Annotated in this window: 16 protein-coding genes; 4 read left to right on the top strand and 12 right to left on the bottom strand. The window is 45.1% G+C overall.

Going from position 1 to position 20,408, the window contains the following annotated elements:
* Positions 1 to 48 precede the first annotated feature (48 nt).
* From rpsI to zapE, 3 genes are all read right to left on the bottom strand, one after another.
* The gene (rpsI, locus tag M4S28_RS03430) at positions 49 to 441 is read right to left on the bottom strand and encodes a 30S ribosomal protein S9 (RefSeq protein ID WP_004740758.1); all 393 of its coding nucleotides are present in this window, start codon (positions 439 to 441) and stop codon (positions 49 to 51) included.
* Between the two features lie 15 nt (positions 442 to 456).
* The gene (rplM, locus tag M4S28_RS03425) at positions 457 to 885 is read right to left on the bottom strand and encodes a 50S ribosomal protein L13 (RefSeq protein WP_010434689.1); all 429 of its coding nucleotides are present in this window, start codon (positions 883 to 885) and stop codon (positions 457 to 459) included.
* A 246-nt stretch (positions 886 to 1,131) separates the two neighbouring features.
* A complete protein-coding gene (zapE, locus tag M4S28_RS03420) occupies positions 1,132 to 2,235 on the bottom strand; it encodes a cell division protein ZapE (RefSeq protein WP_017077674.1) in 1,104 nt (367 codons plus the stop codon).
* Between the two features lie 219 nt (positions 2,236 to 2,454).
* On the opposite strand from zapE, the gene zapG reads away from it, so the two are divergent.
* From zapG to degS, 3 genes are all read left to right on the top strand, one after another.
* On the top strand, positions 2,455 to 2,910 hold the full coding sequence (zapG, locus tag M4S28_RS03415; RefSeq protein WP_004736002.1) for a Z-ring associated protein ZapG: 456 nt from the start codon (positions 2,455 to 2,457) through the stop codon (positions 2,908 to 2,910).
* A 126-nt stretch (positions 2,911 to 3,036) separates the two neighbouring features.
* Complete coding sequence (locus M4S28_RS03410; RefSeq protein ID WP_249632700.1) at positions 3,037 to 4,392, top strand: Do family serine endopeptidase; 1,356 nt, start codon at positions 3,037 to 3,039, stop codon at positions 4,390 to 4,392.
* A 158-nt stretch (positions 4,393 to 4,550) separates the two neighbouring features.
* Complete coding sequence (degS, locus tag M4S28_RS03405; protein ID WP_004736004.1) at positions 4,551 to 5,615, top strand: outer membrane-stress sensor serine endopeptidase DegS; 1,065 nt, start codon at positions 4,551 to 4,553, stop codon at positions 5,613 to 5,615.
* Between the two features lie 183 nt (positions 5,616 to 5,798).
* Here the strand turns inward: degS and parC are convergent, their stop codons facing one another.
* From parC to nudF, 6 genes are all read right to left on the bottom strand, one after another.
* Positions 5,799 to 8,057, bottom strand: coding sequence for a DNA topoisomerase IV subunit A (parC, locus tag M4S28_RS03400; RefSeq protein WP_017080241.1), 2,259 nt, complete (start codon positions 8,055 to 8,057; stop codon positions 5,799 to 5,801).
* 3 nt (positions 8,058 to 8,060) lie between these two features.
* Positions 8,061 to 9,941 (bottom strand): DNA topoisomerase IV subunit B, encoded by a 1,881-nt coding sequence (gene parE / locus M4S28_RS03395; RefSeq protein WP_017077669.1) that lies wholly within the window; start codon positions 9,939 to 9,941, stop codon positions 8,061 to 8,063.
* A 239-nt stretch (positions 9,942 to 10,180) separates the two neighbouring features.
* On the bottom strand, positions 10,181 to 10,786 hold the full coding sequence (gene yqiA, locus M4S28_RS03390; protein ID WP_249632317.1) for an esterase YqiA: 606 nt from the start codon (positions 10,784 to 10,786) through the stop codon (positions 10,181 to 10,183).
* A 1-nt stretch (position 10,787) separates the two neighbouring features.
* Positions 10,788 to 11,612: a 3',5'-cyclic-AMP phosphodiesterase gene (cpdA, locus tag M4S28_RS03385; protein WP_114632967.1), complete on the bottom strand. Its 825-nt coding sequence runs from the start codon at positions 11,610 to 11,612 to the stop codon at positions 10,788 to 10,790.
* 60 nt (positions 11,613 to 11,672) lie between these two features.
* Positions 11,673 to 12,113, bottom strand: coding sequence for a DUF1249 family protein (locus M4S28_RS03380; protein WP_008222561.1), 441 nt, complete (start codon positions 12,111 to 12,113; stop codon positions 11,673 to 11,675).
* Positions 12,114 to 12,117: 4 nt separating this feature from the next.
* On the bottom strand, positions 12,118 to 12,747 hold the full coding sequence (nudF, locus tag M4S28_RS03375) for an ADP-ribose diphosphatase (protein ID WP_065207220.1): 630 nt from the start codon (positions 12,745 to 12,747) through the stop codon (positions 12,118 to 12,120).
* A 227-nt stretch (positions 12,748 to 12,974) separates the two neighbouring features.
* Here nudF and tolC point away from each other — a divergent pair, with 227 nt between their 5' ends.
* Positions 12,975 to 14,285 carry an outer membrane channel protein TolC gene (tolC, locus tag M4S28_RS03370; RefSeq protein ID WP_065207219.1) on the top strand — a complete coding sequence of 437 codons (1,311 nt, stop codon included), beginning with the start codon at positions 12,975 to 12,977 and terminating at the stop codon, positions 14,283 to 14,285.
* A 129-nt stretch (positions 14,286 to 14,414) separates the two neighbouring features.
* Here the strand turns inward: tolC and hldE are convergent, their stop codons facing one another.
* From hldE to M4S28_RS03355, 3 genes are all read right to left on the bottom strand, one after another.
* Positions 14,415 to 15,845, bottom strand: a complete 1,431-nt coding sequence (hldE, locus tag M4S28_RS03365; RefSeq protein ID WP_249632316.1) for a bifunctional D-glycero-beta-D-manno-heptose-7-phosphate kinase/D-glycero-beta-D-manno-heptose 1-phosphate adenylyltransferase HldE — start codon at positions 15,843 to 15,845, stop codon at positions 14,415 to 14,417.
* A gap of 122 nt (positions 15,846 to 15,967) precedes the next feature.
* The gene (glnE, locus tag M4S28_RS03360) at positions 15,968 to 18,817 is read right to left on the bottom strand and encodes a bifunctional [glutamate--ammonia ligase]-adenylyl-L-tyrosine phosphorylase/[glutamate--ammonia-ligase] adenylyltransferase (RefSeq protein ID WP_249632315.1); all 2,850 of its coding nucleotides are present in this window, start codon (positions 18,815 to 18,817) and stop codon (positions 15,968 to 15,970) included.
* Between the two features lie 253 nt (positions 18,818 to 19,070).
* Positions 19,071 to 20,327, bottom strand: a complete 1,257-nt coding sequence (locus tag M4S28_RS03355; protein ID WP_017084751.1) for a methyl-accepting chemotaxis protein — start codon at positions 20,325 to 20,327, stop codon at positions 19,071 to 19,073.
* Between the last annotated feature and the right edge of the window lie 81 nt (positions 20,328 to 20,408).

Below are 20,408 nucleotides of genomic sequence, written 5' to 3'. Positions count from 1 at the left end.
CAATTCCAGTAATAAAACTGGTCGCGTGTATTTTTCGGTAAGGAAAAATTAACGCTTAGAGAATTGAGGTTTACGACGTGCTTTACGTAGACCAACTTTCTTACGTTCAACGCAACGAGCGTCACGCGTAACATAGCCAGCTGCACGTAGAGCAGGACGTAGAGTTTCATCGTATTCCATAAGAGCACGAGTGATACCGTGGCGGATTGCGCCAGCTTGACCTGAAATACCACCACCAGAAACAGTGATGTAAAGGTCAAGTTTCTCAGTTAGTTCAACTAGCTCAAGAGGTTGCTTAACAACCATACGAGAAGTTGGACGACCGAAGTAAACATCAAGGCTACGCTTGTTGATTACGATCTCACCAGAGCCTGGTTTGATGAAAACACGAGCTGCTGAGCTTTTGCGACGACCAGTGCCGTAGTATTGATTCTCTGCCATTGTCTTAATCCCCAATTAGATGTCTAGTACTTGTGGTTGTTGAGCAACATGGTTGTGCTCAGTACCAGCGTATACTTTAAGCTTACGGTACATCGCGCGGCCTAGAGGACCACGTGGAAGCATACCTTTAACTGCTAGTTCAAGAACCATTTCTGGTTTCTTAGCAATTAGCTTTTCAAAAGTGATAGTCTTAAGACCACCTGGGAACTCAGAGTGACGGTAGTAAACCTTACCCTTAGCTTTGTTACCAGTCACAGCTACTTTCTCAGCGTTAACAACGATGATGTAATCACCAGTGTCTACGTGAGGAGTGTATTCTGCTTTGTGCTTGCCGCGTAGGCGAGAAGCGATTTCACTTGCTAGACGGCCAAGAGTTTTGCCTTCAGCGTCTACAACATACCAGTCGCGTTTTACAGTTTCTGGTTTAGCAACGAAAGTTTTCATGCTAATAATTACCTATTTAAAAAATTTACACTTAAGGAATACTCGCGTATTCCCACTGTCTAAGAGTTACCATCATCACCCCTTCGAGTGTTGGAAAACTCTTGGCATAACGTGATTTTACTCATCGCTAGAGGCCCGCAGTAACGGTAGGTCGCAGGATTATAGAGAAGAGCGAAGAAAAAATCACCTCTTTTTGAACAAAATCACGATTTTTTTAATTCTCTTTCTTATTCGAGATAATCAAAGCTAACTTAAGTGTTCTTTTGCCAAATATTCATGGCTCTGCATTTCGATTAAACGCGACTGACAACGTTTAAACTCAAATTCTAACTGACCATGGGTATATAGCTTTTCTAGCTCCACTTCCGCTGAAATAATCAATTTCACGTTACGCTCATAGAACTCATCAACTAACGCAATGAAGCGTCTTGCTGCGTCATCTGAAGTCGCACCCATTTGCAACACATCAGCCAGCAGAACCGTGTGATAAACCCTAGACAGCTCAATATAGTCATTCTGGCTGCGAGCCGACTGACAAAGCTGAGCAAACGTACCATGTAGCACACCATCGCTTGCTTCGACTACATCCAGTTGACGGTGATTGACCTCAATCTGTTTGAGTTTCTCTTTATCTTCACCAACTAGCTGCGCGTAATATGTTTCGAGGTTGATGTTCGCTTGGCTATCCAGCGGGTAATGATAGATCTCAGCCTGCTCTAACGTACGAAGACGATAATCGATTCCGCTATCGACATTAAGAATATGGCAATTGCCTTGAATAAGCTTAATAGCGGGTAAGAAGCGAGCTCGCTGCAACCCGTTACGATACAAATCCGCAGGTGGAATATTAGAGGTCGCGACTAAGATAACGTTGCGAGCGAATAACTCTTGGAACAAAGTTCCTAAGATCATGGCATCCGTGATGTCTGAAACAAAGAATTCATCAAAACAGATAATATCCGCTTCTTCTTTCAACTTATCTGCGACTAAAGGCAACGGGTCGCTAACATTACCTAGCGCCCTTAGCTCATCATGGACTCGATACATAAAGCGGTGAAAGTGAACACGCATTTTTTTTGTGGTCGGTAAGGCATCGTAGAACGTATCCATTAAGTACGTTTTACCGCGCCCGACGCCACCCCAAAAATAGAGGCCTTTTGGTGGCTCTGGCAGTTCTGGCTTTTTGCCCATTAATTTCTGGAATCGAGTTAGTTGAGGAATAGGCGTATTCATGTAATCTTGGAATTGATGAAAGAGTTCATCTAAAGATTTAACGGCTTGCTCTTGTGCTGGATCTCTTTGAAATCCATGTTCTTTTATATCTTGTTCGTATTTTTTAATGGGATTCATGACGACATTTCCACAATGAAAGCGATATCAGACAGCAAATAAAAATGAGCCCAAACAGTACGAGATATGTCGCTATGCGATGAAAAATGCAGCATCAAACTGCTAACTAGCGCACACGCATTTCTCTTTATACTGCGGCTTTCTCATAGTACCATGGAGCTGTATCACGTGTAACTAAGCAGTAACAAACATGTTAAAAAACAATAATAAGGAGCTGTTATGCCTTGGATGTATGCCGTTGCCGGTTTACTAGTCGGAGTTATTTTAGGGGTCGCTATTTCTCGTCTCATGACACCTGAATACAAAAAACAAAAGAACGTACAGAAAGAATTAGATAGCGCAAAGTTTGCCCTTGAACAGCAGCGACAAGAGCTAGCTGACCACTTTGCGAAATCAGCAGAAATGTTGGACACCTTAGGTAAGGACTACACAAAACTGTACCAACACATGGAAAAAACAAGCTCAGAGCTGATCCCTAATCTGCCAGAGCAAGATAATCCATTTGTGAAAACAGCCGCAGCCCATTCGGACAAACCACAAGACAAGCCTTCAGTTAAAGAGGCGACACTTGAAGAACAACCGAAAGATTACGCTAATGGCGCAACCGGTTTATTTACAGAGCAGAAGAAAGAAATCATGGATGCTCCCGATGTTGTAACAGCAAAAGCATCGTAAACATTTAACACTTCTGTGAACTTTACAAAGGTTTTTGAGTCATAACTTTCACTCAGGTCATTTGAAACTACTCATACTTATTAAACGTATAAGAGGGTTAAGACCTAAACTAGAGAGGAGTTTATGATGAAAAAACCTTTGCTTGCTTTATCAGTACTGACTTTAAGCTTAAGTTCAATCATCACCCCCATTCAAGCAACGGCCGCACTGCCATTAAGTGTGGGTAATGAACAGTTACCAAGCCTTGCACCTATGCTTGAACAAGTGACCCCCGCAGTGGTTAGTATTGCCGTAGAAGGCAAACAGGTACAACGTCAGCAAATCCCTGAACAATTTCAATTCTTTTTTGGTCCAGAACAAACACGAGAACGCCCATTTCGCGGGCTAGGTTCAGGTGTGATCATTGATGCCAAGAAAGGCCATATTGTCACCAATTACCATGTCATCAACGGTGCCGACGATATCAAAGTAAAACTTCATGATGGTCGAGAGTACGATGCCGAGCTCATCGGCGGCGACCAGATGTCGGATATCGCGCTATTAAAACTCGAAACAGCCAAGAACCTTACCCAGATAAAAGTCGCAGACTCCGACAAGTTAAGAGTCGGTGATTTCAGTGTCGCTATAGGCAACCCATTTGGACTCGGTCAAACCGTGACATCCGGCATCGTGTCTGCACTCGGTCGTAGCGGCCTAAATCTAGAGAACTTTGAAAACTTCATTCAAACCGATGCAGCTATCAACAGTGGTAACTCTGGTGGCGCGTTAGTGAATCTCAACGGTGAGCTGATTGGTATCAACACGGCTATCCTTGGCCCCAACGGAGGCAATGTCGGTATCGGCTTTGCAATCCCATCCAATATGATGAAAAACCTGACAGAACAAATTCTCGATTTCGGTGAAGTAAAACGCGGTATGCTGGGAGTTCAAGGCGGAGAGGTCACCTCTGAATTGGCGGAAGCGCTTGGTTATGAGTCCAGCAAAGGTGCCTTTGTTAGCCAAATTGTACCCGACAGTGCTGCGGACAAAGCCGGACTGAAAGCCGGCGATGTTATTGTCTCTATTAATGGTAAGCGCATTGATACTTTTAGCGAGTTAAGAGCCAAAGTCGCAACCCTCGGCGCAGGTAAACAGATCGAACTTGGTGTCGTTCGTGACGGAAAAAATAAGACCTTTGATGTGACTCTGGGTGAATCCACCAATAGTAAGACACAAGCGGAAAAGCTCCATGAAGGACTTGCTGGTGCAGAGCTCACCAACACAACCGACAGCGACCCAGCGACAGGCGTCAAGGTATCAAGTGTCGCTCAAGGTTCGCCAGCAGAAGCCTATCAACTTCTTAAAGATGACATCATCATCGGGGTAAACCGCCAACCGGTTAAGAACCTTGCTGAATTTAGAACGATTCTTGAAAAACAACCTGGCGTGTTGGCGCTTAATATCCAAAGAGGCGACAGGACGATCTATCTAGTTATTCGATAGTCATACGTCAGCGCAATTACAGGGAGGCTCAGTAAGTTTGCTTTAAACTTACTCAGTCTCCCTTTTCTTTAGATCAATCAAAATGCTATGCTTCACTCGTAATCAAGTCAGTCATCCATTGACGGATGCTCCATACCTTACTTGTTGAAGAGGGAAACATGCTGTCCTTTCTATTTCGTTCTATTTCCCTTGGACTCGTTTCAGCGGCACTTATTCTTCTCGCATTTCCGAGCTTAAGGCCAGCTATAGTTTCAGATGTCACTAGTCCTCAAGTCGATAATATTGGCTCTCTTCAGATCTCATTTAACCAAGCGGTGCGACGTGCTGCACCCGCTGTGGTCAATATTTATAGTCGTAAATACGCAGAAAGCGATCGCAATAAGCTACTGACTCAAGGTTTGGGTTCAGGGGTCATTGTTAGCGAAAAAGGCTACATCATTACCAACTTTCACGTTGTTGCTCAAGCCGACCAAATAGTTGTGGCACTTCAAGACGGACGAGTAGCCGCCGCACAGCTTGTCGGTTCAGACAAGCGCACCGATATCGCGATACTCAGAGTCAGCGGTGACAACTTACCAGTGATTCCACTGAACCAAGATTACACTGCAAATGTCGGAGATGTGGTTCTCGCTATCGGTAACCCGTATAACCTAGGTCAAACCACAACCTTTGGTATTATCTCGGCAACCGGTCGCTCTTCAATCAGTGCAGATGGTCATCAAGCCTTTATCCAGACCGATGCGGCAATCAATGAAGGTAACTCCGGTGGTGCACTTGTCAATTCACAAGGTGAGTTAGTCGGTATCAATACCGCCTCTTTCCAACAAGCAACCGATATGGAAACCTACGGTATCTCGTTTGCTATCCCCTACCCACTTGCCAATAAGATCATGCAAAAAATCATCGCTGATGGTCGTGTGATTCGTGGTTATATTGGCATAGACGGACAAGACATCAACTCGGTGACGTCACGCTTACTCGGCAATAAGAATATCGGCGGTATTGTGGTACTCGGGATAGACCCGAATGGTCCTGCGGCTGATGCAGGCTTTGAAGCACAAGATATTATTGTCAGCATCAATAATACCCAGATTAGCGGACGACAGAGCGTAATGGACATTGTTACTGACCTGCGCCCAGGTACTGTCATTGATGTTGGTGTATTACGCAAAGGTGAAAACAAGACCCTCAAGGTGACTATCGCTGAAGATACACGCCTGTAGCCTATATACGTATGTTGATTGCTAACATGAAGTTAGCGACCCCACACTGTTAAACTTCCAGACACAAAAAACCCAGCTCTTAAGCTGGGTTTTCTTTTATCAATCAAGCGAATTATAAACTCAATGAAAACTAACTATATAACTAAGCGTCAGAGCTAAGTGTCATAGCTAAGAGTGTCATAGCTAAGCGTCGCTAGGTTCATCGATATCAATGCGCGTCACTCGTTGTAGTCCTCTAGGTAGTAAACCACCACGACGACCACGTTCACCACGGAAATTTTCAAGATCCGCAGGTTTCAAGCCAAGTTTGCGTTTACCCGCATAGATGGTCAGCGTCGCATTCTCTGGGATAGCCATTAGATGCGAGACAAACTCTTCACGCTCTTTTGCTTTCGCAGAAGGAATGTTGATGATCTTGTTACCCTTACCTTTGCTCAATTGAGGTAGGTCTTTAATCGGGAACAACAACATACGACCTTGGTTAGTAATCGCCAGAATCTGGTTAGTGTCCAAGTCAGCAATCGGGCTTGGCAACATCACTTCAGAAGCTTGTGGCAAGTTAACCAGCGCTTTACCGCTCTTGTTCTTAGACAGCAGATCGCTACCTTTACAAACAAAACCATAACCCGCATCAGAACCGACTAACCATAGCTGTTCATTCTCTCCCATCACCACTTGGCGAATAGAAGTACCAGGGCTGACATTCAAGCGGCCTGTAATTGGCTCACCTTGGCTTCGCGCCGATGGCAGTGAGTGAGATTCAAGGGAGTAGCTTCGGCCATCACTGCCGAGAAACACCGCTTGTTGGTTACTCTTACCCTTAGTGCTTGCTAAGAATTTATCACCTGATTTGTAGTTCAAACCTTCAGCGTCAACTTCATGCCCTTTAGCATGACGAATCCAACCTTTCTCAGAAAGCACGACAGTAATTGGCTCACTTGGAACTAAATCACGCTCAGTCAAAGCTTTTGCTTCAGCACGTTCAATCAACGGTGAGCGACGATCATCGCCGTATTTATCTGCATCTGCTTGGATTTCTTTTTTGATCAGCGTATTCAAGCGACGCTCTGAACCGAGTAGCTTTTCAAGCTTTTCACGTTCAGCTTCAAGCTCTTCTTGCTCAGCTCGAATTTTAAATTCTTCTAACTTAGCTAAGTTACGAAGTTTAATATCAAGAATAGCATTAGCTTGAATTTCAGAAATGTTGAAACGGTTCATCAAAACAGGACACGGCTCGTCTTCTGTTCGAATGATCTCAATCACTTCATCGATGTTGAGGTAAGCAGCGAGTAAGCCTTCTAAGATGTGCAAACGAGCCAGTACTTTATCTAAACGGTACTGTAAACGACGACGAACGGTCGTACGACGGAACTCAATCCACTCTTTCAGGATTTGAACTAAGCCTTTAACTTGAGGACGGTTATCTAAACCAATCATGTTCAAGTTAACGCGGAAGTTTTTCTCTAAATCCGTCGACGCGAATAAGTGACTCATCAGTTGGTCACAGTCGATACGGTTTGAACGAGGAACCACGACGATACGCGTTGGATTCTCGTGATCTGATTCATCACGCAAGTCGTCAACCATAGGCAGTTTCTTAGCTCGCATCTGGTTCGCAATTTGCTCAAGTAACTTCGCACCTGACACTTGATGAGGTAAAGACGTGATGACGATATCAGAGCCTTCCTTGTGCCATACCGCGCGCATCTTGATGCTGCCACGGCCTGTACGGTAGATCTTTTCGATGTCCGACTTCGGCGAAATAATTTCAGCTTCTGTCGGGTAATCTGGGCCTTGAATGAAACCCATCACATCTGGAAGTTCAGCTTTCGGCGTATCAATCAAATGAATCGCCGCGTTCGCCACTTCACGTACATTGTGAGGCGGGATGTCGGTCGCCATACCAACCGCGATACCAGTAATACCGTTAAGTAAGATATGAGGCAGACGTGCTGGCAACATCTGAGGCTCTTTCATGGTGCCATCAAAGTTGGGTTGCCAATCAACGGTGCCTTGACCTAGTTCACCTAGAAGAACCTCAGCAAACTTAGATAATTTTGCTTCGGTATAACGCATCGCAGCGAACGATTTCGGGTCGTCCGGAGCACCCCAGTTACCTTGACCATCTACCAATGGGTAGCGGTAAGAGAAAGGCTGCGCCATCAATACCATCGCTTCGTAACAAGCAGAGTCACCGTGTGGGTGATACTTACCTAATACGTCACCAACGGTACGTGCTGATTTTTTGTATTTCGATGCAGCGGATAGGCCCAGCTCAGACATCGCGTAGATAATACGACGCTGTACTGGCTTCAAGCCATCACCGATATACGGTAATGCACGATCCATGATCACGTACATTGAGTAATTTAAGTAGGCATCTTCGGTGAACTTGCGCATTGGCAGCTGTTCAACGCCATCATATGTAATTTCGTTAGACATCCATTATACCTCGGCCATATCACCGTTAGTCTGTAGCCATGTACGGCGATCATCTGCACGTTTCTTACCAAGCAGCATGTCCATCATCTCGTTGGTCGCGTCGTTGTCATCAATCGTTAATTGGACAAGACGACGAGTATTTGGATCCATAGTGGTTTCGCGTAACTGAAGTGGGTTCATTTCACCCAGACCTTTAAATCGTTGCACGTTGATTTTGGCTTTCTTCTGCGATAGTCGCTCAAGCACACCATCTTTCTCTGAGTCATCGAGTGCGTAGAACACTTCTTTACCGCAATCGATACGATACAGAGGAGGCATTGCCACATAGATATGACCCGCTTCAACCAAAGCATGGAAATGGCGAGTAAATAGTGCACATAGCAGTGTCGCGATATGAAGACCATCCGAGTCCGCATCGGCAAGGATACAGATCTTACCGTAACGCAGGCCCGACAAATCATCGTTATCTGGGTCGATACCCAGAGCAACTGAAATATCATGTACTTCTTGTGAAGCCAATACTTGGTCTGCTGACACTTCCCACGTATTTAGGATCTTACCGCGAAGTGGCATAACCGCTTGGAACTCACGATCACGTGCTTGTTTAGCAGAACCACCCGCCGAATCCCCTTCCACGAAGAAGATTTCGGTACGGCTTAAATCTTGAACCGAACAGTCGGTTAGCTTACCCGGCAGTGCTGGACCAGAAGCAATCTTTTTACGTACAACTTTTTTGCTTGCGCGCATACGACGATGTGCGTTAGCAATACAAGCTTCTGCTAGTAATTCTGCTAGTTGAGGCTTTTCATTCAGCCACAAGCTGAAAGCATCCTTCACTACACCAGAAACAAACGCAGCAGTTTGACGAGAAGATAAGCGCTCTTTTGTTTGACCCGCAAATTGTGGATCTTGCATCTTCACCGATAGAACGTAAGAACAACGGTCAAAGATGTCATCACCCGTTAGCTTAACGCCACGAGGCAACAGGTTACGGAATTCACAGAACTCACGCATCGCATCAAGCAGACCTTGGCGAAGACCGTTTACGTGAGTACCACCTTGTTTAGTTGGTACTAAGTTCACGTAACTCTCGGTGATCATATCACCGCCTTCTGGCTGCCAAATGATCGCCCAGTTCGCCATTTCAGTTTCAGCAACGAATTCGCCAACATAAGGTTCTTCAGGCAGTAAGGTGTAACCTTTCACGCCTTCGGCAAGGTAGTCTTTTAGACCGTCTTCATAGAACCATTTATGTTCTTCACCGCCAACCTTGTCGATAAAGGTGATTTCTAAACCTGGGCAAAGTACGGCTTTAGCTCGCAGGTTATTAATAAGGCGTAAAACAGAGAACTTAGAGCTATCGAAGTATTTTGGATCTGGCCAGAAATGCACGGTAGTACCGGTATTGCGGTGACCACAAGTGCCCGTAACAGTAAGGTCGGTTACGGCATGACCACCCTCAAGGGCGATTTCATGCACCTGACCGTCACGACGAACCGTTACTTCAACGCGTTTTGACAGCGCGTTTACCACCGAGATACCTACCCCGTGCAAACCACCTGAAAACTTATAGTTGTTGTTTGAGAATTTACCGCCTGAGTGGAGCTTAGTTAAAATCAGCTCAACACCCGAGATGCCTTTTTCAGGGTGGATATCAACCGGCATACCACGGCCATCATCGGTAACTTCTAACGATTGGTCAGCATGAAGCACAACTTTAATTTTCTTAGCGTGTCCCGCTAGTGCTTCATCGACCGAGTTATCAATGACTTCTTGGGCAAGGTGGTTTGGTCTTTCTGTCTCTGTATACATTCCCGGGCGGTGTCGCACGGGATCGAGACCTTCAAGTACCTCGAGGTCTTTTGCATTATATTGTTCAGTCATAATACGGAGTTTACTCAAAAAGTTTGCGTCTGTTCGCTGGCTCTAGTTTCACTAAAGCAGAATCATTACTATGAACCTTCATAGTAGAGCGAACGAGCGAAGTATTGGGGAATATAGTCTGGAAGCTGAGTAATGATGTCAAGCTAGTTCAAAAACTAAGACATCAAACTATGATATTTCACCATTGATAGATGAAATAACAGGCAAACAAGAGAAAATCACTCTGTTGATGAAACAGATTAGAGGTTTAGAAAAGTGACGATTTGTTGTGGGTAACGTTCAAAATCAACAAAGCTATGATCCCCGCCCTCTTCTACTGTCTGTGTCGCACCTTGGTACTTCTCTACCGCTTGTCGGTAATCCAGAACTTCGTCTTCCGTTTGCTGAAGTAACCAGAAGTCACTCGGCTTAGCGATAGCCGGAACCTCTAACGCCTTCAGTTCATCGATATGCTTTGTTTCCAGCACATATCGTTCATCTGTGTATGGGTTTACTTGCTCTCCTAAATAATCAGCAAGAAGCTCATACGGCTTCACGGCTGGATTTACAACCACCGCCTTGAAACCATAATGACTATTTAGCCATGTTGAAAGATAGCCACCCAACGAGCTACCGACTAACGCGATCTGATATTGATCTTTATATTGCTCCACCAGCTGCTGTAAATGCAGAGCTGCTTGCTGAGGGAAGCTCGGTAGTTGAGGCGTCACAACTTTAATATCAGCGCGATGCTTCGCACAGTAATCAGCCATTACGTTCGCTTTGTGAGAACGTGATGAACTGTTAAAACCGTGAATATAGAGAAGCAGCGATGGCTTAGCGGTTTGCTGATTAAGGTCCTGCATATTAGTAACCACCTGCATCAAAGTCTGGCGAGAACTGCCCATTAGGCAAACGGCGAACCTGCGTAGTTACCGTTCCATCTTGGTGCAATTCAATCTCTCGCCAGCCTGGAGATAAAGTATCAACCGCAAAGTCGTTCGAGTTTGGTTTGAATTGAACACAAGTCGATGGGGTTGCCATGACTTGTACACCATGATGATTGCGATTCATATCTTGATGAACATGACCACAAAGTACCGCTTTCACATTGGTGTGCTGTTGAACCACATCCCAAAACTGCTCAGCATCTTTCAGGTTATGTTGATCAAGCCACGCACTACCGACCAGTAAAGGGTGGTGGTGCAGCAAAACCAAGGTGTTACGCTCAGGGAATTCAGTCAGCTTTTGTTCTAGTAGGTCAATCTGTTGATCACTAAGGCGCCCGTGAGGTACACCCACCACTTGCGAGTCCAGCATAACCATCTGCCAGTTATCGCCTAGCAAGACATGCTCAACACACTGTATTTGTGGTGATGGTAAAACACTGCCCATATTAGGCTTGAAGTCATGGTTCCCGGGTAGCCAGTAACATGGCTTTTCCAAAGGCTTTATCCCTGACTCAAATTTCTGGTACGACTCAGCACTGTGATCTTGAGAGATATCACCGGTAGCTAGAATCGCTTGATAGTCAAAGCCCTGACTAACAATGCCATCGACTACAGCACGAAAGCTATCTTGAGTGTTGATGCTTAATAAGCTGCCATTGCTCGGCGCAAATAAATGCGTGTCCGTTAGCTGCACAAGCTTAATAGTGCTCTCATCAAATTTTGAAGTGTGTGATAATTCCAAAATAACAAATCCAGATACGTTACTGTTTAGACTTTAAAAGTGTTGTTTAAGTTGGTTCAATTAAAAGGCAATTGGGGTTCGGCTGATACCCGTTTTTAAACAAAACGTTAACCATTCCCCAAGAAATTTATTCAATTGAAATTTCTCGTCCTTTTGCAAAAGCTTAGTGTTGGGGTAGTCATATTTCGCTTTGACTCGCGAAAAATCCCCGCTAGCGCACACTTCTGCAACTCGAGCGTCGTGATATAGCCTGACAGACATTTTTGGCAAAGGAAACACTGGCATCGCGTCACTCTGACATATATCTATTAAAGTGGTGTATTTTGTGACCTCATTCACTGTCAATTGATACACCATATTAACGGCTTGGTAACAGCGAACGTCACCAACCTCATGTCCTACCGGTAACAGAGCGTTAAGTTTGGCATAGTTAGTCTCGTAAACTCGCATCAATTCAGCAAGATCAACATGATACGGTTTTTTGACTGCTATATTTGGCATGACGTTAATCTATCCACTCTGACTGTAATTCTTGGTAGTTCAATTGTAGCCACTGTAGCGCAATGATCGTGGCGCCATTTTCAAACACACCGTCTTTTACCAACTGATAAGCCGCTTCGCGACTCATAACTTGTACACGAATGTCCTCACCTTCGTAGTCCAATCCGTGTACCCCTTTGGCTGTCGTTGCATCAACACAGCCAACAAATACGTCGAGCTTTTCTGAACAACCGCCAGATGAAGGGTAATACGAAGTGATAGGCAATACAGATCCGACTTCAACGCCCGCTTCTTCCATCGCTTCACGTCGGGCGACATCTTGTGGTGATTCATCGGTATCAATAATCCCAGCAACAATTTCGTATTGCCATGGGTTCTCATGCTCTAGAGCACCAACACGGATCTGTTCAACGATCACCACTTCATCACGAATAGGATCATAAGGTAACAAAGCGGCAGCATGTCCACGTTCAAACATCTCGCGCTCTATTGGTTGGCTCCAGCCCCCCTCAAACAGCTTATGTTTAAATGTGTATTTAACCATTTTGAAAAAACCACGAAACAGCGTCTCTTTTGAGACTATTTCCACATCTTGAGGAGTAAACTCATGTCGTTGATTGTCATACTGTTGCATTTGGTACCTCACTAAGTGATCTTTATAGTTTACTCATTGTCCGAGTTAACTACCAAGGATAAGGTTCAACTTTTTATATAAAATTTATAATTAAAGTTAAGTTTTAAAAAATAAATATTGCACAAGTGGACAGTTAAATGTAAAAAAGTGCAAAGTTTCGAGTAAATTACCACCAAACTGGGTTAAACTCTTTTGAAGAAAATTCCATTAAAGGCAGGAATAGGAAAATGAAAAAACTGCTTCCACTATTTATCAGTGCAGCAATCGGCAGCCTGAGTTCATCAGCTTTTGCTGATACGCTAGCTGAAGTTTACGACCAAGCAAAACAGAACGATCCACAACTTCTTCGTTCCGCAGCGCAGCGCGATGCCGCTTTTGAAGCAGTAACGTCAAGCCGTAGTGATTTGCTACCACAAATTGATTTAAGAGCTAACTACGATATCAACCGTGGTGATTTAAGCGATAAAAACAATGACAATAACCAATGGGGAGCTGGGATTTACTTTTCTCAAGAGCTCTACCAACGCTCTTCATGGATCACGCTAGATACGGCAGAGAAAACTGCTCGCCAATCTGATTCAGCGTACGCGGCAGAGCAACAAGCTTTGATCCTACGTGTAGCAACGGCATACTTTGAAGTACTTCGAGCTCAAGATAACCTAGAATTTGTTCGTGCAGAAAAAGCCGCTGTTGCTCGTCAACTAGAACAAACAAAGCAGCGCTTTGAAGTAGGTCTTTCAGCAATCACCGATGTACATGATGCGCAAGCTCAGTACGATGGCGTTTTAGCTGATGAAGTTTTAGCAGAGAACACTCTGATTAATAACTACGAAGGTCTACGTGAGATTACAGGTCAGGAACACTCTAACCTAAGCATCCTAGACACTGATCGTTTCTCAGCAAGCAAATCTTCTGAATCTGCAGCAGCACTTGTTGAACAAGCAGAGCAAAAGAACCTGAGCCTTTTAGCATCTCGTATTTCTCAAGATGTAGCGAAAGATAACATCACACTAGCAAGTTCTGGTCACCTACCAAGCTTGACGTTAGATGGTAGTTACTCTCTTGCGGATCAATCAAATAGCTCAAATAATTACGACCAAGATAACCTAAACCTAGGTTTGAACTTAGTTGTACCTCTATATACGGGTGGTAATACAACTTCTTTGACTAAACAGGCTGAATACAACTACGTTGCAGCAAGTGAAGATCTAGAAGCCACTTATCGTAGCGTTGTAAAAGACGTTCGTGCATTCAATAACAACATCACAGCTTCGATCGGCGCTCTACGCGCTTACGAACAGTCTGTTGTCTCTGCTCAGTCTGCTCTAGAAGCAACAGAAGCAGGTTTTGATGTCGGTACTCGTACTATCGTTGACGTACTAGATTCGACTCGTCGTCTATACGATGCGAACAAAAACCTTTCAGATGCTCGTTACAACTACATCCTAAGTGTGCTTCAGCTTCGTCAAGCCGTCGGTACGCTAAGCGAACAAGACATCGTTGATGTAAACGCAGGTCTAAAAGTAGCAAGTAAGTAATTCTTAATTACTCAGTTACCGTTACAAAAATGCCGCTCATTGAGCGGCATTTTTATTATCTATTGAAAGCTAATTCTCAGCCTAACTCAAAGGTTAAGCCTTGAGACTAGAAAACGAGAAGGCTAAAAGTTAGCCTCGACCACCTTTAATCGCTTTAATGATTTCAGTCGTAGAGCAACCATCTTCAAAGTTAAGTACTTTCACTTCACCACCAGCCGCAATCACTTCTTCACCACCAGCAATCTCTTCAGGTTTGTAATCACCACCTTTCACTAGAATGCTTGGTAGAACCTCAGAGATCAAACGTTGAGGTGTATCTTCAGAAAACGGAACCACCCAATCAACAGCGCCTAAGCCAGCCAATACCGCCATACGACGATCAGTTGGGTTCACAGGGCGACCTGGACCTTTCAAACGTTTGACTGATTCATCGGTATTCACTGCAACGATCAAACGATCACCCAGCTCAGCCGCGTGGTTCATGTAAGAAACATGGCCGGCATGCAGAATATCAAAGCAGCCATTGGTCATAACCACTGTCTCGCCTTTCGCACGAGCACGCTTCACCGCTTCAACCAGTGCCGCTTCAGAGATCACGCCGTAGTCAGTGTCTTGGCTACCATGAATCGCTTCCGCTAATTCAATCGTAGACAACGTCGATGTACCAAGTTTGCCAACTACCACACCTGCAGCAGCGTTCGCTAATGCACACGCTTCATCCAGTGGCTTACCAGCAGCAACAGAAGCCGCGAGTACCGAGATCACCGTATCACCCGCACCTGTCACGTCATACACTTCTTTCGCTTGAGTCGGCAAGTGGAATGGCGCCTGATCTTTACGAAGTAGCGTCATACCATGCTCGCTGCGAGTCACTAACAAAGCTTCAAAGTCGTATTTTTCGATCAAGGCGATGCCTTTCTCGATAAGATCTTCTTCTGATTTGACCTTACCTGCAACCAGCTCGAACTCAGCCATATTTGGCGTAAGCAAAGTTGCACCACGGTATCGCTCTAAATCAGCACCTTTCGGATCGATAAATACCGGAACCTTTGCTGCGCGTGATTTTTGAATAAAACTTTGCACATGCTCCAAGGCACCTTTTGCGTAATCAGATAGGATCACCGAACGTACATTAGGAAGCGCTTGTTCCATGCGAGACAGAACTAACTCAGGATCCGTGTTCTCGAATTTGTCTTCAAAATCAAGACGGATCAGCTGTTGACCTCGGCTCATTACTCGCAGTTTAGTGATAGTTGGGTAATCGTCCAACTCAACAAAGTCGCACTTAACATTGAGCGCTCCTAAGGTGTTTTTTAACACCTCAGCGGGTTCATCTTTACCAGTTAAACCAACGACATGAGCATGACCACCAAGAGAAGCAATATTCATCGCTACGTTGGCAGCACCACCAGGGCGCTCTTCGTTATTTTCTACTTTTACAACGGGTACTGGTGCTTCTGGTGAAATACGGCCAGTTGGACCATACCAGTAACGATCAAGCATTACGTCACCGACAATAAGAACACCTGATTGACTATAGTCAGGTAGAATTGGTTTCATTATTGATCTCCAAAAATCAAATCTGGCCAGAGTCTAGCACACTGATTACAGTGGCTAAACCATAGAAAAATCAGCAAACACCTATCACGATAGGCACTGCAATCAGTAAGCATTAACTAAGGTTAAGCTTCCATCCATTGCTTCCATGCTTGAACAACATGTTCTCTTTCCATTTCAAACTTATCAATCGCCACATCCGCATCGAGGTTGAGTAGATTACGGTGGTGAATTTCATCTCTTAATGTCGTATAGGCATTGGTTAATGCCATGCCTTGCTGCTCGTCCATAATCCCCTGTGACAACAGGCTTTCAAAGATTCGCACGTTGTCGCACCAACGGGTGAGCTTAGGTTTTTCGTTGCTGTATCTCAGTACTAGATATTGAGCCAAAAACTCAATATCAGTAATACCGCCCGCATCTTGTTTCAGCATGAATCGATCGGCTTTTTTTCCACCTAAATGCCCGCGCATCTTTTCGCGCATATCCACAACGGACTTTTTGAGTGTTGCCTCATCACGAGCCAAGCACAGGACCTCATGGCGAGTTTTGTTGAATGCCGAAGCCAATAAGTCATCGCCGTAAATCATGCGAGCACGAGTTAGAGCTTGGTGCTCCCAAGTCCACGCATCATTGTGCTGATACTCGTCAAAGGCATCCGTTGGACTAACCAATAGACCAGAGGCACCAGAAGGGCGCAGACGAGTATCGACCTCATACAAAATACCGGAAGCGGTTCTCGTTGAGAAAATATGAATAATTCGCTGTGCCAATCTTAGATAAAACTGGCGTCCATCAATCTCTTTCTTACCATCAGTATAGATGTGTACCGGGCAATCGTGCATGAACACGATATCAAGATCGGAGTTGTAGCCCAGCTCCCAGCCGCCAACTTTGCCATAGCCGACAACCGCAAAACCACGGCCTTCTCGGTCTTTCACATGAGTGGGCTCACCGAACTTAGCTGACACTTGCAGCCACGCTTGGTTAATACCCGCCTCAACAATCGCTTCGGCTAAATAGGTCAGGTGATCACTGACCTTCATGACAGGCAGAGCACCTGCAATATCCGCGGCTGCAATCCTCAAGATACAAGTCTGCTTAAACTGACGCAGACCTTCCATCTGTTGCTCCATATCATCTTCAGGAATGCGAGCTAGGTAATCTCGTAGCTCAGTCTTGTAAGACTCTAAAGGTACTGGATTATAGAGTTGCTGAGGGTCAATAAGTTCATCTAATAGAATAGGATAACGGCCAAGCTGCTCCGAAATCATCGGGCTCGCAGTACATAAACGAACTAACTGAGTTAACGCGGCTGGGTGTTCATCCAATAGCTCAAGGTACGTGGTGCGCGTGACTATTTTATGGAGAAGGTGCAACACTCGAGATAAACCAAACTCTGCATCCTTGGCGGTGTACAACGCTTGGAACACTTTAGGCATCAAGCGATTTAAAACCTCCCGTCCACGTGGGCCAAGGGTTTTCTTCGCTAAATCCGCTTTAAATTGGATAATGGTTTTCGCCGCTTCCAGCGGGTTAGCAATCGCGATGTCATGCTCAAGAACCTGCTCAATCACGTCTTGTTTATGGGCCATATCCCACAGTTCACTAAAGTGGCTCGCGATTGGATTGGCATCGTCTTCATCGACACCAATCAGATCTTCGAAAACAGTATGTACATTCGCCATATGAACACGAGTTGCCGTAATCAAACTATCCCAATCAGCAAATTGCATTGCGACAGCGAGTTGCAGTTGTTCGAGCTCACCATCTGGTAAGGTTTGAGTTTGCTTGTCAGACATCGCTTGCAATAGGTTTTCAAGGCGACGTAAAAACAGGTAGGCCTCACGTAAATGACCGACTTCTTTGGTCTCTAATAAATTGAGAGATTCAATAGCACTTAACGTTTCTAGTAACCCTCGACCACGCAGGCTAGGCTCGCGCCCACCACGAATCAATTGGAAAACTTGCGCAATAAATTCAACTTCACGAATACCACCAGAACCAAGCTTGATGTTATTGGAGAGGCCACGACGGCGAACTTCACTGCTGATCATCGACTTCATTCGACGCAGAGATTGGATCGCACTGAAATCGATATAACGACGAAACACAAACGGGCGCAACATCTGGCGAAGCTCTTGATATTCAGGGTACATTTCACTACCCATCACTCGCGCCTTAACCATCGCGTAGCGTTCCCAATCTCGGCCTTGTTCTTGATAGTAATCTTCTAGCGCAGCGTAACTCATGACCAGTGGACCACTCTCACCGAATGGACGCAGACGCATGTCTACTCGATAACAGAATCCATCAAAGGTTTGCTGATCAAGCGCCTTGATAATCCGTTGCCCTAAACGCGTAAAAAATTGGGCGTTGGCGATACTTCGTCGCGCACCTTGTGTTTCACCATTTTCAGGGTAAGTAAAAATCAGATCGATATCAGAAGAGAAATTAAGCTCACCGCCACCAAGCTTGCCCATACCGATGATCAACATCGGCTGCGCTTCACCCAGATCATTACAAGGTGTGCCCCACTCTTTACAGCAAATATCGTACTGCCACTGATAGGTCTCGAAGATCATCGCCTCTGCCAACATCGATAGATGGCTTAAGCTCTGCTCTAGCTCCCACGCACCCAAAAAATCACGCCAAGCAATGTAGGTCATTTCTCGATTACGGAATTGACGCAGCACACGCTGGCCACTCATTTTATCGGCGCAACTTAAAAGTAACTCGGCTAATCGCTGACGATACCCTTCAGCACGCTCTTCACATGCCAGCATATCAGGTAAGGAGTTGGATAAAACCGTATCACGCTGTAAGCAATCAGCAACAAAACAACTTAAACCGAGTACACGTTTAAGATCTTCAATCATTGGCTCTGGCCAAGCATTGATGGCTTCACTTTGATGCTCTAATAATTGCTCAAAAGCAGACTGGGAATGCGTGGTGAGTTGAGAAGGCAATGGCATGTTTCTTCCTTGTGTAAGCTGCGCGCCGAACAATTGGTTCTGCTCTTTAGTAAATAGTTTTAACAGGCAAGTTTAACAACGAGCTTTGAGAACCCGTTTTAATATCTAAGGATAAGTTATACCAAAGTTACGCCAATAAAAAACGCCCACATTAGTAATGTGGGCGTTTTATCGGTTAACTTATCGAATCGGGCCTTTCCTAGCTATCGAATACTAGAAATACCTCTGAGGAGTGAAGGCCAAGACCCCATGATTAAACCTTAAATTGTTTAATCTTACCGTCCAGTTCTTGCGCGTTGGTTTCCATGAGCTGAGAAGTCTCTAACAGTTCACCAACGACCACTACAGAAGCTTCGACAAGCTCACGAACATTCGTTAGGTTAACACTCATCTCTTCAGCAACACTGCTCTGTTGGCCTGCAGCGGTCGCTATCTGGAAGTTCATATCATTGATTTGGTTGACTTGGCTTACGATGCCATCAAGCTCAGAACCAGCATTGGTTACCAGGTCAACGCCTTCAGCCGCTTCTACAACACTCTTCTCCATCAGCTCTACGGCAGAGTTAGCGCTGCTTTGTAGGTGACTGATCATATCTTGAATTTCTACTGTCGCTTGTTGAGTACGCTGCGCAAGGTTACGAACCTCATCGGCAACAACCGCAAAACCACGTCCCGCTTCACCTGCACGCGCGGCTTCAATCGCTGCGTTCAGTGCTAACAAGTTCGTTTGTTCTGAAATACCTTGGATAGTGCCCACAACGCTACCAATCGAGTCAACGCGTTCTTCTACTTGGTTTACCGCTGCTGCAGATGCTGCGATATCTGAAGATAACTCACTCATCTTAGACACAGAGCCTTGAACGAACTTCTGACCGGTCAAGGCTTGGCCTGATGCCTGTTCAGTCAATGAAGAAGCACTTTGCGCATGCTCAGCGACAGTTTGCACGGTAGACGTCATCTCACTCATAGCTGTCGCTAGCTGATCGATCTCGTTGAACTCTTCTTGAGCCGAATCTTTGGTTTCTGACATGCTAATAGTCATCACTTCTGTCAGAGCAAATAACTCGTCAGAAGAAGCCACTTGAGTTTTGATCATGTCGTTCAGTTGAACTCGAGTTTTTTCAAGCTCACGTGCCACATCGCCGTATTCATCTTTACAGTCCATTTCAATCGGCACTGATAGATTCTTATCGGCCATGGTTTTAATGGCGTCATTAAGGTACTGAGTTTGGCGAAGCATAACGCGCGCCGCCGCTAATAGAAGAACCACAAACACAATGATCATCAAGGCTGTTTGCCAAGCCACTTGAACTAGGTAAGTCTCATAATGCTGCTGCGCAACTTGCGCATTATTGGTTACAGCAAGCAATGAATCGTAAAACGTACTTGCGTCCCATAACTGCTTCGAAATGATCAAGATAGTGCTGAATATCATCAGCATGACCATTTTTGGAACGAGACGAACGTCAGAGATTATCCTTTCCCACGGCTTGAATGACAGTTTAGTCATTGTCAGTTCTCCATTAATTCTTATATATTGATGGCTTCTATATCCGCGAGGTGGCTATTTCAGTCAAAGTTCGCGATTTAT

This window comes from Vibrio sp. J383, from assembly GCF_023503985.1.
Taxonomy (GTDB): domain Bacteria; phylum Pseudomonadota; class Gammaproteobacteria; order Enterobacterales; family Vibrionaceae; genus Vibrio; species Vibrio splendidus.
Note: the sequence above shows the minus strand (reverse complement) of the source record. Positions and strands in the feature narration are given on the sequence as shown.